Source organism: Amycolatopsis sp. lyj-109 (assembly GCF_046548995.1).
Taxonomy (GTDB): domain Bacteria; phylum Actinomycetota; class Actinomycetes; order Mycobacteriales; family Pseudonocardiaceae; genus Amycolatopsis.
The window spans coordinates 88,873-104,628 of record NZ_JAJPWR010000019.1; the positions used below are offsets into that span (position 1 = coordinate 88,873).

Annotated in this window: 15 protein-coding genes; 3 read left to right on the forward strand and 12 right to left on the reverse strand. The window is 66.2% G+C overall.

Features of this window, described 5'->3' with window-relative positions; genetic code table 11:
* The first annotated feature begins 138 nt into the window (after window positions 1-138).
* Window positions 139-1,623: a M36 family metallopeptidase gene (locus ACLJQF_RS34890; protein WP_020638736.1), complete on the forward strand. Its 1,485-nt coding sequence runs from the start codon at window positions 139-141 to the stop codon at window positions 1,621-1,623.
* A gap of 69 nt (window positions 1,624-1,692) precedes the next feature.
* Here ACLJQF_RS34890 and ACLJQF_RS34895 read toward each other — a convergent pair whose 3' ends face one another.
* From ACLJQF_RS34895 to ACLJQF_RS34950, 12 genes are all read right to left on the reverse strand, one after another.
* Window positions 1,693-3,327 (reverse strand): ABC transporter substrate-binding protein, encoded by a 1,635-nt coding sequence (locus ACLJQF_RS34895; protein ID WP_410614577.1) that lies wholly within the window; start codon window positions 3,325-3,327, stop codon window positions 1,693-1,695.
* A gap of 232 nt (window positions 3,328-3,559) precedes the next feature.
* A complete protein-coding gene (locus ACLJQF_RS34900) occupies window positions 3,560-4,390 on the reverse strand; it encodes a cyclase family protein (RefSeq protein WP_020638734.1) in 831 nt (276 codons plus the stop codon).
* 60 nt (window positions 4,391-4,450) lie between these two features.
* The gene (locus ACLJQF_RS34905) at window positions 4,451-5,119 is read right to left on the reverse strand and encodes a hypothetical protein (protein ID WP_410614578.1); all 669 of its coding nucleotides are present in this window, start codon (window positions 5,117-5,119) and stop codon (window positions 4,451-4,453) included.
* Between the two features lie 4 nt (window positions 5,120-5,123).
* The gene (locus ACLJQF_RS34910) at window positions 5,124-5,795 is read right to left on the reverse strand and encodes a nuclear transport factor 2 family protein (protein WP_410614579.1); all 672 of its coding nucleotides are present in this window, start codon (window positions 5,793-5,795) and stop codon (window positions 5,124-5,126) included.
* 34 nt (window positions 5,796-5,829) lie between these two features.
* A complete protein-coding gene (locus ACLJQF_RS34915) occupies window positions 5,830-6,807 on the reverse strand; it encodes a sugar kinase (protein ID WP_020638731.1) in 978 nt (325 codons plus the stop codon).
* A gap of 1 nt (window position 6,808) precedes the next feature.
* Window positions 6,809-7,837 (reverse strand): ABC transporter permease, encoded by a 1,029-nt coding sequence (locus tag ACLJQF_RS34920; protein ID WP_020638730.1) that lies wholly within the window; start codon window positions 7,835-7,837, stop codon window positions 6,809-6,811.
* The gene (locus ACLJQF_RS34925) at window positions 7,834-8,868 is read right to left on the reverse strand and encodes an ABC transporter ATP-binding protein (RefSeq protein WP_410614580.1); all 1,035 of its coding nucleotides are present in this window, start codon (window positions 8,866-8,868) and stop codon (window positions 7,834-7,836) included. Before ACLJQF_RS34925 ends, ACLJQF_RS34920 begins: the two co-directional genes overlap by 4 nt.
* Complete coding sequence (locus tag ACLJQF_RS34930; RefSeq protein WP_245589773.1) at window positions 8,865-9,659, reverse strand: ABC transporter ATP-binding protein; 795 nt, start codon at window positions 9,657-9,659, stop codon at window positions 8,865-8,867. The genes ACLJQF_RS34925 and ACLJQF_RS34930 overlap by 4 nt, the downstream gene beginning before the upstream one ends.
* A 2-nt stretch (window positions 9,660-9,661) precedes the next feature.
* The gene (locus tag ACLJQF_RS34935; RefSeq protein WP_020638727.1) at window positions 9,662-10,492 is read right to left on the reverse strand and encodes an ABC transporter permease subunit; all 831 of its coding nucleotides are present in this window, start codon (window positions 10,490-10,492) and stop codon (window positions 9,662-9,664) included.
* 150 nt (window positions 10,493-10,642) lie between these two features.
* The gene (locus tag ACLJQF_RS34940; protein ID WP_026468116.1) at window positions 10,643-11,305 is read right to left on the reverse strand and encodes an L-ribulose-5-phosphate 4-epimerase; all 663 of its coding nucleotides are present in this window, start codon (window positions 11,303-11,305) and stop codon (window positions 10,643-10,645) included.
* Window positions 11,306-11,317: 12 nt separating this feature from the next.
* Window positions 11,318-12,190 carry an L-ribulose-5-phosphate 3-epimerase gene (locus ACLJQF_RS34945; protein ID WP_410614581.1) on the reverse strand — a complete coding sequence of 291 codons (873 nt, stop codon included), beginning with the start codon at window positions 12,188-12,190 and terminating at the stop codon, window positions 11,318-11,320.
* Window positions 12,190-12,996 (reverse strand): orotidine 5'-phosphate decarboxylase / HUMPS family protein, encoded by an 807-nt coding sequence (locus ACLJQF_RS34950; protein WP_125592013.1) that lies wholly within the window; start codon window positions 12,994-12,996, stop codon window positions 12,190-12,192. Before ACLJQF_RS34950 ends, ACLJQF_RS34945 begins: the two co-directional genes overlap by 1 nt.
* A gap of 49 nt (window positions 12,997-13,045) precedes the next feature.
* On the opposite strand from ACLJQF_RS34950, the gene ACLJQF_RS34955 reads away from it, so the two are divergent.
* Both ACLJQF_RS34955 and ACLJQF_RS34960 read left to right on the forward strand, forming a co-directional pair.
* Window positions 13,046-14,011: a sugar-binding transcriptional regulator gene (locus tag ACLJQF_RS34955; RefSeq protein WP_020638723.1), complete on the forward strand. Its 966-nt coding sequence runs from the start codon at window positions 13,046-13,048 to the stop codon at window positions 14,009-14,011.
* Window positions 14,012-14,166: 155 nt separating this feature from the next.
* Entirely contained in the window at window positions 14,167-15,159 is a 993-nt protein-coding gene (locus tag ACLJQF_RS34960) for a phosphotriesterase (protein ID WP_410614582.1), read from the forward strand.
* The last annotated feature ends 597 nt before the right edge of the window (window positions 15,160-15,756 follow it).

Sequence of the window (15,756 nt, forward strand, 5' to 3'; positions counted from 1 at the left end):
TCCACGACCACCTGCTGGCCGGCCCGATCGGCTTCACCCGCACCGCGGGCAACTTCGAGGCGGTCGACGGCGACGCCGTGCAGGGCAGGGTCGGACGACGGCGCCGACACTGCCGGCGGCCTGCCCGACGGCTCGCACGTGGACAACGCGAACATAAGCACGCCCCTGGACGGCACCCCGCCGCGGATGCAGATGTACCTCTTCAAGCCGGACTCGCGGTTCCTGGCCGGCAACTCGGGCGACAGTGCGGACATCGTCTACCACGAATACCCGCACGGTCTGTCGAACCGGCTGGTGGTCGACGCGAACGGCGTCTCCACGCTCGGTGACGTGCAGGCCGGCGCGATGGGCGAAGAGTGGAGCGACTGGTACGCCGAGGACTTCCTGGTCGGCCAGGGCCTGGAGCGGGACAAGGCCGTCGGCGACGTGCGGGTCGGCAAATACGTGACCGGCGGCGGCACGATCCGCACGGAGCCGCTCGACTGCACCGTCGGCGCGCCCGCCAGGGTCTGCCCCGGCACCCCGACGACCGGCTCCGGTGGCTACACCTACGGCGACTACGGCCGTCTCTCCGGCTTCGCCGAGGTGCACGACGACGGGGAGATCTGGGCGCAGACCCTGTGGGACCTGCGCAAGGCCGTCGGCAGCGCGAAAGCGGAGTCGCTGATCACCCGGGCCATGGAGCTGTCCCCGGCGAATCCGTCCTTTTTGGACGAGCGCAACTCGATCCTGCAGGCCGACTTGGTCGTCGACGGCGGAAAGCTGCAGAAGGCGATCTGGCAGGTCTTCGCCCACCGCGGCATGGGTTACTTCGCCGCGGCGAGCGACGGTGACGACATCCAGCCGGTCGAGGACTTCTCGATGCCGCCGGCGGCGGACACGCCGCGGGGCACGCTCACCGACCAGGACAGCGGCGCGCCGCTCGGCGGCATCACGGTCGCTTTCGGCGGGCACGCTTCCGGCTTCGGCGGCGGCCTGGTGGCCACCACGGCCGTGGACGGCAGGTACACGATCTCCGGGATCCTGCCCGGCACGTACACCAAGGTGGTCGCCCGCGGACCCGGCTTCGACCCCACGGAGAAGACGCTGTCCGTACCGTCGCACCCGGTCGGCCAGGACTGGACGGTCCGCCGGGACTGGGCCGCGGCCGGCGGCGGCGGTACGGTGGCAAGCTTCACGGGGCCCGACTTCAGCCCGATGTGCGGTCCCGGCACCATGATCGACCAGTCGCAGTACAAGGGCTGGGTCTCCCTCATCCAGCCCGGCGGGCTGAACGTCGTGGTCGAGCTGCCGTCGAAGGTCGACATCGCCCAGGTGGTGGTCAACCCGACGCCGGTCTGCCTCCCCCTCGAGAGCGTGCAGACCGGTCAGTACCTGGTGGAGACGTCCGCCGACGGCACGACGTGGACCACGGCCGCGAAGGGTACGTTCCCCTCCGCCACCTTCACGCCCGCTCCGGTGGCGCTGACCCCGGGCACCGGCAACGGCGTCGGATACGTCCGGTACACGATGCTGACCACGCGAGGCCAGGAGGACGGCCTCTGCACCCCCGGCACGTCCACGCTCGGCTCCTTCTTCATCAGCAGCACCGAGCTGGCGGTCTACGGGACGCCGGCGGGGTAGGCGCTTTCATGGAAAAGTGCCGGGCCGGCAGCGGCCGCCCAGGAAGCTGGGCGGCCGCCGGCGGAGATGCTACTTGTTGAGGTTTGAGATCCGCGGTGTGATCGGCCCGACCGCCTGATCGACGTTTCCGGCGTTCGAGTTCATGGCGAAGATGTTGGGCGTGTCCACGAGGGGAATCCACGGGAACTGCGTCGCGTTGTATTGGGCGATCTTGACAAGGGCTTCGTTGTATTCGGGAGAACCGGGCTCGGATGCGCCAACCGTGTGCACCAGGGCTGAGAACTGCTGGTCTTTGAAACCCCATGAGACGTTCGGTGAGTCCGGCGACTCGAGGCTGACGTCGAAGTACGTCGACGGCAATGCTGCGCCCGAGTAGTAGAGAATCGACTGGTACTTGCCCTCCTGGAACTGGGAGTTGAAGTCATTGCCGTTGGCGACATGGTTCAGTTTGACGTTGATGCCGATTTGTTTGAGCTGGTTCTGGATCAGGATCGAGCTCTGTGTGACCTGCGAACCAGGCTGGTTCTCGTTGTAGCTGAGAGTCAGGTCGAGGCCGTTCGGAAAACCAGCCTCGGCCAGTAGTTGCTTCGCTGCCGACACGTTGTAGGTGTACTTCGGGACGCTGTCGGAGTTCGGCGGCATCTCGGAGGGCAGTAGTGCTGTGGTCGACGGTGTCGCGAGTCCGGCGTAGGCGCTCTTGTTCAGCTCGTCGCGATTGATCGCCATGCTGATCGCCTGGCGAACCTTGACGTTGCCGAGTGCCTTGTCGTTGAAGTTCAGGATGAGAACGTCGCGACTGAGCGGTGCACACGGGTAAACCTTGACCTTGCTGTTGCTCATCAAATCTTTGTATTGCGTCCACGTCGGCGCGTTGGCGTAGTTGATCGAGCCCTGCTGGAGCAGTTGGGTCTGGTCGGATGCGCCGGCAACCTGCTTGACGATCAGCTTGGCGACCTTGCCTCGACTGCCTGTGTAGCCCTCATTCGCAGAGAGGGTCATCTGGTTGCCCGGGTCGAACGAGTCCAGCTTCCACGGGCCGAAGACCGCCGCGTTCTGAGCGACCCACTTCTTGCCCCACGGGTCGTCCTGGGTGGCGTGTTTCTTGATTTCGGTCGAGTCGAAGATGGTGAAGGTCGGGATGGCGAACAGGGCGAGATCGTCCGGGGTCGCCTGGTCGACGGTCAGTTTGAACTCGTGATCGGAGACGACGGTGACAGGGGTCTTCGAGAAGTGCGCGTCGGCGGACGCCAGGTACTTCGAGATCGGACTGTTCGCGATCGCGTAGTCCACGCTCCACTTGACGTCCTGAGCTGTCAACGGGTTGCCGTAGCTGCTCTTGTAGTCGTTCAGGACTATGTCGTAGGACTTCTTGTCCGGCGACTGCGTCCATGACTTCGCCAGGTTGCCGACGAGCTTGTCGCCGGACAACGAGGTGGTGCAGCTCGTGGACTCGAAGTCGAAGAGGAACGAGTCGAGGAAGGACATCGCCGGCCGCGTGCCGCCGCTGAACGAGGTCGGGTCGAGCGTCGGCGGCAGGGCGGGGATGGCGGCGACGAAGGTGGACGATGCAGGAGAACCCGATCCTCCGCTGCTGCCACATCCGGCGACGAGGCCGGCGCCGGCCAAGAGGCTCAAGCACGCCGCAGCGGTGCGCGAGCGCCCCCGGATGCGCCCAAGGGGCGACAGGTTGCCGATTTTGGGCATCATTGCCTCTCTTAATGTCAGTTGCGGTCTCCTCGAGCCGCCCTCCACGGCACCGAACGACGTCGACGCATGTAGTGGAACCGTCTGGTTGACCGGTAACGCTAACCGCAAATGTACGTACGTCAACGCGACGTGCACATATGTGCAGGCGACTATAGTGCGAGGTCAGGGCCGCAAACAGGCGGGCACGAGGGTCCACGCGGAGCCTCCTGGCCGCAGGAGGACCGGTTCGTCAGGCGTTCGCCGGGATGAGCGCGAGCGGGTTGACCGGCGACCCGGTGCCGCCTGAAATCATCAGGGGTGCCATCACGAACAGGAACTCTGCCGGCCGGCGCTCCGAGAGCGCACGCAAGTCGAGCATCTCCAGGATGAAGACCCCTGCCTTGGGGATGAGTTCCGCGTGCACGCCGAGGGGGTCGGGGGAGGGGACTGCCTCGTAAGGCATGGTGTCGGACCCGGTCGCCACGATCCCGCGTGCTGTGAGTGCTTTGGCGGTTGCGGTGTCGGGACCGGGCATCGGTGCTTCGAGGAAGGTGTCCGCATCGTGATAGATGCTGTCATAGCCGGTGCGCAACAGAACGGTATCGCCGCTCCGGATCTGCACGCCTTGGTCGGCCGCGCAGGCGTCGAGGCGATCCGGGGTGATCACATAGTCACCGGGGATCCTCTCGACGTCCAACCATCGCGCGAAGTCCAGCAGGACGCCTCGGGACACCACAGGCCGCAAGTTCTCCATGGTGCGCATCCGGATGCCGTGGGCGGCGTCCTGCACCCCGGGGTCGTCGATGCGGGTACCGTCGAGGAGCTTGCGCCGGTAGGAGACGTGGGCCAGGCCGTCCACATGCGTCCCGGTGTGTGCGCCGAGCGATATCGCGTCGGTGGCGCCATGGATCTCGGGGGATTGTCCGGGGAGATTTCCCGCTGTGGTGCCGAGCGGACTGAGCAAGGCATGCATGTAGGGCGGCGAGAGGGCAGCCCGGGCCTCCCCGACCCGAAGAGGGTGCGCGAGCGATACCACCTCAGCCTGCAACAGCCCGTTCAGCACCGCGACCTGATCGCCCACGCCCTCACCTCTTCGGTCTGCCCGGGCCGTCCGGCCCGGCCGTGATAACGCCTTTGTGTGTCAGGGAAGACCTTCGTACAGCCAGCCATCGTCGGTCTCGTCGGGATAGCGTTCCCACGTGTCGCGCGCCGGCGGCTCGGGTACCGCTGGCCGGACCTCGTCCTTGCGGTAGGCGAATCTGCCGAGGAAGGCCCTGTCCTGTTCCGGCGTCAACGGCGGGCGTGTGTTCGTCGGCTCCATGCTGTGCACCCAGCCGGCGTGGTACTCGTTCTTCGTCGTCCGTTGCCAGACGCCGGAGAGGATGCGCCACTCGCCATCCTCCACAACGTGAGTTCCGGGGACCATGCCGATACTGATGATCGCCATCGGGTGCTCACGGTGCTTCGACAACCCCTCGAGCCCGAGTGACCACCAGACGCCGCGTGCCCGGGTGGCGGTCTGGTCGACCTCGATGATCGGCGTCGTCAGAGGGTGGAAGAGCGCGTTCCCTTCGAGACTGTCGACCACCGCGGCCCGGGGAGCGGTGTAGGCCGGGTTCGCACCGGGGTGCCGGGTCGCGTACAGCTCGCGGCGCGCCTCTCCGAGGTGCTGGTCGTCATGGAAGATCGCGGCTTGCCCGCGCAGATTCTGCACCTGCCACACCGCGAGCAGCCGCTCCACCTCTGCCTCGTACTGTTCGAACTCCTCGTCGTCGAGCGCGGCGAGGTCGTCGATCGTGATCGGGTCCATCGGGTCAGTGCGTCTTGTCGCGGTTGAGCATCCAGCCGATGCCCTCGTAGGTGCGGTGGGGCCGTGGGGCTGCGGGAAGACCGTCCCGGATGCTCAGCGGCGAGTACGGGTTGTGATGGGTCGTCGGCTCGGCCAGCGGGTGCATCGGCACGTTCGGCCTGTTGATCAGACTGGTGTCGTCCGTCCAGCCCCGGTCGTAGTGGCACTTGATGTACCGGAAGTAGTGCAGGTGCCAGATTTTCCACGTGCCGCCGTCGGGTACGAAGTCGGCGGCGAGCGTTCCCCACAGCCAGATCGCTTCCGGCTCGTCGGTGCCCTCGACGAGCGTGCCGGCGCCGGGGCACCACCAGAGCGCTTCGGCGCTTCGCTGGTCGTCCGCGACCTCGATCATCGGTGTGGTGAGTTGGAGGTCGACCATCTCGCCGGGCGCACGTTCACGTCCGATGGTTTCCCGCACGATCGTCGTCACGGCTTCGGGGCCGATGAAGACGCCTTCGTCGGCCCACTCCACGGAGACGTCGGGACGGCCGAGGGCGAATCGCGCGAGAACTTTGTCGGGCTGTCCGAAGTTGACGGCCGCGACAACGCGGCCCATCTCGTTCTGGATCTCGTGGTACGCCCGCAACTTGTTCAGGTTCGCGGCGAGCCGAGCCCGCCGCTCGTCTGTGACAGCCATTCTCGGTCTTCTCCACTCGGCTCTACGGTGAGGCTCAGCGAACAATATCCTGGCCGAACGACCTGGTCAGGGCTTCCAAGTCCGGCAGAGTCGTCCGTACTTGGTCGTCGTGGCGCGTGAGGGCGAGGGCGGCTGCCGCGATTCCCAGCCGCAGGCCCTGCTCGGGGTCTTCGTTGAGGAATCCATGCAGGAAACCACCGATCAGCGCGTCGCCGGCGCCGACCCGGTCCACGACGGTGGTCGCCGGCGGCTTTGCCAGGAGCACGGTCCCGTCCACGTAGGCTGCGGCGTCGCACGCCCCGTCGGAAACCAGCACCCAGCGGGCGCCGAAGCGGTTGCTCAGTGCGGTCGCGACGTCGCCGACAGGGCCGAAGAGGCCGAAGACCGTCGCGGCGTCACGTCGTGAGCAGGAGATGATCGAGGCTCCGTCCAGCAGGGGGGTGAGCTGTTTCAGCGCGCGTTCGGGCGTGGTGAGTTGCGACCGGTAGTTGACGTCGACCGAGACGGCTTGCGCGTGCCGGTGTGCTTGAGCCACCGCTTCGGTCAGGCAGGCGTAGAGGCCTTCGCTGAGCGCGGCCGTGATGCCGGTGACGTGGAGCAGTCGGGCGTCACCCAGGTAGTCCCAGTCGATGTCGTCCCGGGTGAGCCGGGCGAAGCAGGAGTCGGCTCGGTCGTAGGTCACCCGGCTGGGTACCGGTGGGGTGGAGGTTTCGACGAAGTAGAGCGCGACCCGGCCGGTTTCCCGCCACACGATCGCCGACGTGTCGACGCCGGCCGTGCGGTACTCGCCGGCGATGCGCCGGCCCAGAGATCCGGTGGGGAGGCTGGTCACCAAGCCGGTGCGATTCCCCAGGCGGGACAGCAGGCCGAGTACGTTGCCCTCCGCGCCGGCGACGTGCACGGCGAGGTCGTTCGCCACCTCGAGCGATGTTCCGAGCCGGGTGTTCAGCCGTAGCTGACCTTCGCCGATGGCGGTGACATCGCGGGATGGCTGCATCTTGCCGGTCGTCATGTCACCGCGCCTGCTCAGTCCGCACACGCGGGTCGAAGATCGCGGTGAAAACATCGAGGAGGACGTAGACGATCAAGGTGACGACACCGGCCAGCAGGACGAAACCCTGGGCCGAGGGGTAGTCGGACCGCTCCATCGACTGAACCGCCCACTGGGACAGCCCGTTCCAGTTGAAGATCGTTTCGACGATGGCCGTACCACCGAAAAGGCTGCCGAACACGATGGCACCATAAGTCAGGATCGGCGTCCTGGAGGTCAGCAACGCGTACCGGAGGATCTGCCGCTCTGGCAGCCCGCAGGCCCGGGCGAACTTGGTCTGGTCGGACTCGAGAGCCTCGCGCAGGGCCGTGCGGCTGATCCTGGCGAACACCGCGGCGATGACGAGGCCCAGCGTGAGGACCGGGAGGATCGCATGCATCAATGCGTCGTGGAACGTGTCCCACTGACCGGTCAGCAGGCTGTCGAGCAGAACCATACCGGTGCGGTGCGGGGGAGGTGTGGTGACGATGGACAGCTGCCCCTCAGGTCCGGGCAGAGCCCCCGTCAGGTAGCTGAGGAAGTAGATGAGCACCACCGCGACGATGAAGTCCGGCATCGACTGGAAGATGCCCGCGACGGTGGAGGCCGCGCGGTCGGGCCATCGCCGGTGGAAGTACGCACTGACGCTGCCGAGCAGAAGGCCGAGGACCACGGCGACGAGCAGGCTGAGGATGATCAGCTCGATCGTCGAAGGCAGGTACTTCCCGATCTGGTCGCGCACGCTCGGATTGGCTCCGAACAGCGAATTGCCTAGGGAGCCGTGGAACAAGCTGCTCCAGTAGTCGAAGTAGCGCGTCAGCAGCGGCTTGTCCAGGCCCAGGCGATGGCTGATCTCGGCGATCTGGTCGTTGGTCGCGTACGGCCCGCCGATCGTCCGCGCGGGGTCGGAGGGGGCCAGCGTGACCAAGAGGAACGTGACCGTGATCAGGAACCAGAGGGAGGCTGCCATGAGCAGGAGCCGGCGGCTGAGGAACTTGGCCCAGGCTTTCATCGGATCGCTTCCTTCGCACTTCGCTCGCGCGCTGCGTCGGCCGGGGCCGATGGCGGAGGCGTCAGATCCGCCCAGCGGATGCAGCGCGATTCGTGGCCCGGCCGGATGGCTGCCATCGGGGGCAGTTCGGTTGCGCAGGCATCGATGGCCAGCGGGCAGACGGCGCGCAGCGGGCAGCCCGTCGGCAACCCTTCGCTGCCCGGCGGCCGCGGCTTGAGCCGGTAGCGTGACGGCGCCGCGTCGAGTTTCGCCGGCAGCTCGGACGACACGAGAGCCTTGGTGTAGGGGTGCCCGGGCGCGTTGAGGATGGCTGCCGTCGGGCCTGACTCGACCAGATGGCCGCGGAACATGACGACCGATCGTTTGGCCATCCGCCGCACCGAGCCGATGTCGTGGGTGATGAGCAGATAGGCGAGGTCGAGGTCGGCTTGCACCTTGTGAAGCAGGTCCGTGATCTGTCGCCGGATGGTGCGGTCCAGGGAGGCCGTGGGCTCGTCGAGGACGACGAGCTTGGGACGTCCGATGATGGCGCGGGCAATCCCGACGCGCTGCTGCTGCCCGCCGCTGAGCTCGCCCGGGAACCGACCGGCCAGTTCGGGCTTCAGGCCGACCTGGCTGAGGGCCTCGGCGACGCGCTGCCTGCGTTCGGCCTTGGAGACATCGCCCTGGACGACGAGCGGCTCGGCGACCAAGGAGCTGACCCGCAGCCGCGGATTGAGGGACTCGTACGGCTCCTGGAAGACCACCTGCATCTGGGTGCGGAGTCGCTGAAGATCCTTCGGTGATGCTCCGACGATTTCGGTGTCCTGGAAGTACACTTCGCCCGAATCCGCGGCGAGCAACCCGAGCAGCAGGCGGCCCAGAGTGGACTTTCCCGACCCGCTCTCACCGATCAGGCCGACGGTCTCGCCGGCGCGGATCGCAAGGTTCACGTCGTTCACCGCGATCAGGTCGGTTCCGCCCTGACCTCGAAAAGTCTTTCGCAGATGGCGTGCGTCGATCACGACAGGCGCGGGACCATTGGTCGTCATACCGATTCCCGGAGTTCGAAGTCGTCGGCGAAGAGCTCGCGTGTGTACTGGTGGGTCGGGTCCGTGAACAGCGTGGAGACCGAGGATTGCTCGACCACGCTCCCCGACTTCATCACCAGCGCATGATCGCAGTAGTTGGCGATCACGCCGAGGTCGTGCGTGACGATCAAGACAGAGGTGTGCATCTCGTCGCGGAGCCGGGCGAGCAGGTCGAGGATTTGCACCTGGACCGTCGGGTCGAGCGCGGTGGTCGGTTCGTCCGCGATGAGGAGCTTCGGGCCGAGCATGGTGGCCATGGCGATCACCACGCGCTGCGCCATTCCACCGCTGAGCTGGTGGGCATATCCGTTCAGGACTTTGTCGACGGCGACGATGCCGACGGAGTCGAGCGCTTCCTTGGCCAACCGGAAAGACTCGGACTTGGAGCTGGTCTTGCGGTGTGCACGCAGCACGTTGTGGAACTGCCTGCTGATGCGAAGTGTGGGATGGAGTGACCCGAAGGGGTTCTGTCCCACGAAACCCAGCGTTGTTCCGCGGAGTTGGCGCAGCTGCTCTCCTCGAGCGGCGAGCATGTCCACGCCCGAAAGGTGAATTTGTCCGGCCACAGTGGACTCGACCGGGCGAGGAAGCCGGGCGATCGCATGGATGGCTGCCGACTTGCCGGATCCGCTTTCGCCCACCAGGCCCACGAACTCGGCGTCGCCGATTTCGAGATTCATGTTGTCGACGACAACGTTGGAGCCACGCCGGGTCCGGTAGGTGACGGTCATGTCTTCGACGGAGAGCACCATGGTCACCGCGCCTGAGTGAGATCTTCGACCACGCGGGCCGTGAGGTTGACACAGCTGATGACCACGAGAATCGCCAGGCTGGGAAACAGCGCTACCCACCACTGGCCCTGGTTGATGACGCCAGCACCATCGAAGATCATGCCGCCCCAGGTCGGGGTGGGCGGATCGACGCCCACTCCCAGGAAGTTCAGGCCGGCGATCACGACGATGGCGAGTCCGACGCCGAGCGTCAGCTGCGTGAGAACGAGGTTGAGCACGTTGGGCAGCACGTGCACCCGGAGAATGCGTGCTTCGCTGCTGCCGGTGGCGGTGGCCGCCTCCACGTACCGCTTGGACCGGATCACGACGGCGCCGGCTCGAACCAGGCGGATGAAGCCGGGTGCGATGACGAGCACCATCGCGAGGATGACGTCGTAGAAGTGGTCGCCCGCCAGTGCCACCACGGCTACGGTGACGATCAGCAGCGGAAGTGACTGGAGCGCATCGACTCCGCGCATCACGATGTTGGACAACCAGGACTCTTTGCTGACCGCCAGCCCGATCGGCACGCCGATCACCATCGCGAGGAGCACACCGCCGAACGCCAGCGGCAGGTCGATCCGGGCCGCCTCGATCGTCCGGGAGAACACGTCGAACCCGTTGGCGTCCGTCCCGAACCAGTGGCTGCCGTTGGGGGCCACCGAGATCACGCTCGTGTCGGGCGTGGTCGGGGCGTACGGCAGCGGTGCGAAGACGCTCGCCAGGAACAGGCCGATGATCGGCCCGAGTCCGAGCGCGAGCCGGATGTAGTCGCCGCGCGGCGACTTCGGAGCCTCATGCGACTCCGGGAGCATCGTGTCAACGACACTTGCTGTAGTCACGCAATCACCGCCGTCTCGTCGAGTGTGTTCCACTCACGCGGCGTGACGCGCACCACTTCGCCGTGAGTGCCATAACTCTAAGCAACTACGTACATTCGTCAAATGTGAATGCACGTATGTGCGTCAACCCTGACTTGCTGTTGCCGTGCCGTAACGGTGGGTGTATCGCTCGTGGTTGGCCGTGATCTCGGCCTCGGGAAGCGGGGTGAGCGGGCCGAGCTGGCTTGCGTACCAAACGGTCTTCGCCACGTCCTCGACCATGACCGCGGCCTTGAGTGCGGCCTTGATCGACGCGCCGATGGTGAACACGCCGTGCTGCTTCATCAGGATGGCCGGCGATCGACCGATGGACCGGCAGATCTCCTTCCCGATGGCGTCGCCGCCGATGGCGGCATAGTCGCCGAGGGGGATCTCGCACCCGAATTCGTCGGCGATGGCGGTCATGTAGACCGGGATCGAAAGACCGGCCGTGGCGAAGGCCGTCGCGAAGGTCGAGTGCGTGTGGATGACGCTTCGCACGTCGTCCCGGTTCGCGTAGACGTAGAGGTGCGCGGCGGTGTCCGAGGACGGACCGAGGTCACCGTCGACGACTTTGCCGTCCAGGTCCACGACCACCATGTCGTTCGGGGTGAGGTCGTCGAACATGCGGCCGCTCGGCTTGATGACGACCAAGCCGGTCTCGGGGTCGCGAACGCTCACGTTGCCCGAGGTCCAGGTCACCAAGCCGGCAGCGGGGAGCTGTCGGTTGGCAGTGCAGACCTGCTCGCGAAGTTCGGGGAGAAGCATCCTGGTGTCCTGTCAACTGGCGCTGGCGAGCGCGTCGGAGATCGTCTGGCGGATCCACCGCAGCGCGTCTGTCGCGATCTGGGTGGCGGTGGTGGGATCGTCGTTCCACATCTCGAGCGTCAGTGGCCCGTCGTAGCGGATCTGGTTCAGCGTCTGGAAGACGGCGGGGAACGGTACGGTGCCCTCGCCGAACGGCACACGTCGCGGTTCGCCGGCCCGCGCGTCCTTCAGGTGAAGGCCCACCGCCGCTCCCTTGACAAGTGCGGTCTGGGCCGCGACTCCGAGGGAATGGACGGCGAGGTTGCCGATATCCGGGTAGATCTGGAACCACGGGTTGTCCAGTTCGTCCCGCAAGGTCAGGCAGTCGCTCACTGACGCCATGTCGACGGTGTCGATGTTTTCCACGGCGAGCATCACGCCGCGTTCAGCGGCGTGCGCCAGGCCGACGCGAAGGCCGTCGACATACCGGGAGCGGGCGTCGGGGGATTCGGGCTCGTAATAGGCGAAGTAGCCGGCGATCTGGATGACGCGGACACCGAGATCGGCCGCGAGATCGACGGCGTCGTGCAGGATCCGCGCCGCCTTGGTCCGCACCTGCGGGTCCGCGCTGCCGAGGCCGAAGCGTCGATGTGCGCTGAGGCAGATGGAGTAGATCGGGATGCCGGTCTCCTGGATGTCGGCGACCAGCCGGCGTCGTGTCTCCGCGGACCAGGCCAGCCTGGCCAGACGATCGGCGGACTCGTCCAGTGACATCTCGACGAACTGGAAACCGGCATCGCGTGCCTGCTCGAGCATGCCGAGCCACGGTCCCGGCGCGAGAGCCTTCTCGTAGATGCCGAACGGGCGGTCGGCCAATGCGGTGCGCATTTTCGGATCGCTTTCCATTACTTCAGTGACGGGAGATTCGCGACCGCGGCCCGGAAATCCCACGCGCTCGCAGCCGGATCGGCGGAGTCGTACAGAGCCCGCCCGGCGATGAATATCTCGACGGGGTACGCGGCGAAGTGGGGGACCTCGCTCACCGACATGCCGCCGGTAACGCTGACCCGGCCGCCGAGTTCGTGAATGCGGGAGATCGACGCCAGGTCGTCGGCGGACCAGGAGAGCTCGCCGCGCGCCTCGGCGTCACGGCTGCGGTGCAGGATGAAATGGCGGATGCCGAGATCGCGGCATTTCTCGACGAGGGCCCAGGTCCAGCCGTCCGAGAGTTCGACCTGGACGTCGCCGCCGAACTCGGCGGCGACGTCCACGACGGCCGCAAAGCTCTCCGGAGCGGCACCGCTGACGACGGAGACGAGGTCGGCGCCGGCCTCGAACGCGAGGCGAGAGAGGATCGAGCCGGCTTCCGCGACGCGGATGTCGGCCAGCAGCAGGTGATCCGGGTAGCAGGCCCGCATCTCCCGGACCGCACGCATACCCTCGGCAAGGCAGAGGACGGTGCCGATCTCGATGATGTCGATGTGCTGCCCGACCTGGCGCGCCGCGGCGAGCGCGTCGAAAATGTTCTTCGTGTCGAGCGCGACCTGGACCTTGCGGCCCGGACGGACCGCCGTCCGCTGCTCCTCAAGGGATCCGAGGCGAGCAGCCCTCGTATGTGTTTCTGTCACTGTGGCGCACTCCTTGGTGTCGGTGCGGGCTTGACGCCGACCTAGGGTCAGCAGGGGGCGGACAATCGTCAACTTCCCCTGCACTTTTGTTCACGGTCGCGATACACTGGCCGTCGCCCGACTCAAGGAGGGGATGACTGCGGACTCGATCGAGGACCAGATCCACAATTTGGTGGCAGCTGCGCGGATGTACTACGAGCAGGATCTGTCCCAGGACGAGATCGCCAAAGCTCTGGGGAAGTCACGGCCGACCGTCTCCCGGATGCTGGCCGCCGCGCGCAAGCAAGGGATCGTGCACATCGAGATCCGGCCACCGCTGACGCGGTTGGTTCCGCTGGAGCGCGCGCTCCAGGAACGTTTCCGACTCGAAGACGCGCGCGTGGTCAGGTCGACATCCGGGGAACCGGACACGGCCGATCATCTCGGGCGTGCCGCAGCGAACTACCTGCAGTCAGTTCTCCGCGATGGTATGGCCCTGGGTGTTTCGAACGGCCGGTCGCTGGCCGCCACTGCGCGTTTCCTGCAGCCTGAACTCGCGGTCCACATCAACGTCGTTCAGATCATCGGCGCACTCGGCCACGACAATCCGGCGATCGACGGGCCGGACGTGGCCCGGGCTTTCGCCACGGCCTATGACGCCACGTGCCGGTACCTGCACGTGCCGATCCTGGTCGAGAGCCCCGTCATCAAGCAGACGCTGATGCGTGATCGCAACATCGCGCAGACGCTGCGTGTCGGCGCGAACGTCGATGTGGCCGTCGTCGGCGTCGGCACCTTGGATCCGACGAACCAGAGTCCCATCTTCGAGGGTCTCATCACGCAGAAGGACATCGTCAAGACCAGGCAGGCCGGCGGCATCGGCCACATCTGCGGCGAGTTCTACACCGCGACCGGTGCCCGCGTGCAGGCCAACCTCAATGACCGGACGATCAGCATCGGCCTCGACGCGATGAAGCGGATTCCGAAGGTCATCGCTGTCGCCGGGGGAGCGTCCAAGGCGACCGCGATCGTCGCCGGTCTTCGAGGCGGGTACTTCAACACGCTGATCACCGACGACCGCGCGGCCGAGCGGATGCTGCGGATGACGCCCGTCCGGTAGCCGGCCCTGATTCCGGGCTCCCCTCAAGCTTGAACATTCGTGCACGGCTGATTGACAGGTGTCCACGGGGGGCGAGGATGTGAGTACGGATGGCAGTTGGTTCGCCATGAGAATCTGCCGCCTTCTCCCACTACCGCAGACTCCCAGGAGCAACGATGTCCTTCGTCCGCACCATCCAAGGTGACGTCGATCCCAGCAGTCTCGGCGTGGTCAACTGCCATGACCACCTGATCCGGGTCGGTGCCGGAGAAGTCTTCCTCGACGCCGACCATCTGCTCGACGACGTCGACAAGGCCGTCGAAGAGGCCTCGTACTTCGTCAAGGCCAGCCAGGATTGGGTTGCCGGCGGTACGGTCATCGACATGTGCCCCTCGGCGTGCGGGCGCTCGGTGACGAAGCTCGCTGAGGTCGACAGCCGCGTCGACGGACTGCAGATCGTCGTCGCGACCGGCTTTCACCAGGAAAAGGTGTACCTCGAGACGCGTACCAGCTGGGTCAACCAGTACTCCGTCAACCAGATCGCGGACCTGCTGATCGCCGACATCGTCGAGGGGGTCGATGCCCACGACTACATGGGCCCGATCGTCGAGCGCACCAAGCACAAGGCCGGTGTCATCAAGTTCGCCTCCGCCTACGGCAAGATCACCGAGTGGGAGCACAAGACCCTGGAGGCCGTCGCCATTGCGGCGAAAGAGACCGGCTGTCCGATCAACACCCACACGTCCGCGGGAACCGCGGCGCTCGAGCAGGCCAAGGCGTTCGTCAAGCTCGGTGTCGACCCGGCGAAGGTCGCGATCGGCCACGTCCAGCGCAACAATGACGTCTGGTACCTCTCGCAGATCACCAAGCTCGGCTGCTACCTCGAGCTGGACGGCACGAGCCGGATCAAGTACCTGCCCGATAGCAGCCGCGTCATGATCGTCAAGGGTCTGACCGAACTCGGTTACGGCAAGCAACTCCTGCTCGGCACGGACTCCGGCAAGCGGTCCTACCAGAAGGCCTACGGCTCGGTCACCGGCATGGACTTCGACCCGGCGGTGTTCGCTCCCCGGCTGCTCGACGAAGGCTTCGACCGCGACGTCGTCCTGGACCTGCTTGTCAACAACGCCCAGACCTTCTTCCAGTTCGGCGAGGGGCGTCAGCAGTAAGCGTTCTTGGGGACAGCTCAGCCCGCCCGATGTCGTTCGATGCCGGGCGGGCTGGCGTGCGGACTCCGATGTTCGCCTGAACCGACCGCACTGGGAGGGCGTGCGGGAATCGGCTTGTGAGCAGACGTGCCGGTGGGGATGCTCACGAGGTGCTGATCGAGTTCCGCCGCGCGCCGCGGGGAGAGTCGCAGGTATGGGTCCACCGCCCCGACGGGGTGCTGGTGTGACTGCCGTCGTACTCGCGAAAGTGGCGGGTGCCGCACGACCTTGCGCATGCGGTCACCGAGCGGGAGCTGGGACTGGCCTAGGACCGGCGGAGGTGCTGGCCGGAGTGCTGCACCAAGCCGGTGGAGCATCGCCGACCGGTTCCGCAATCGGCAGTGCGCGAGGCGTGGGGGGTGGTCAACCAGGATCCGTTCCCGTGGACATCCGCAGACATCGCCCGCGCCACCGATACATTGGGTGCTCTTGGCGAGCAATGGTCCACATTGGACTCTCAGTCCGTGCTGAAGTTCGACTGGCCGAAGCGGCTGATCCGGAGGCCGCGCTAGGCCCACGGGCAAGTGCGATCACTCCTCGCGGACACGGACTTCCCCC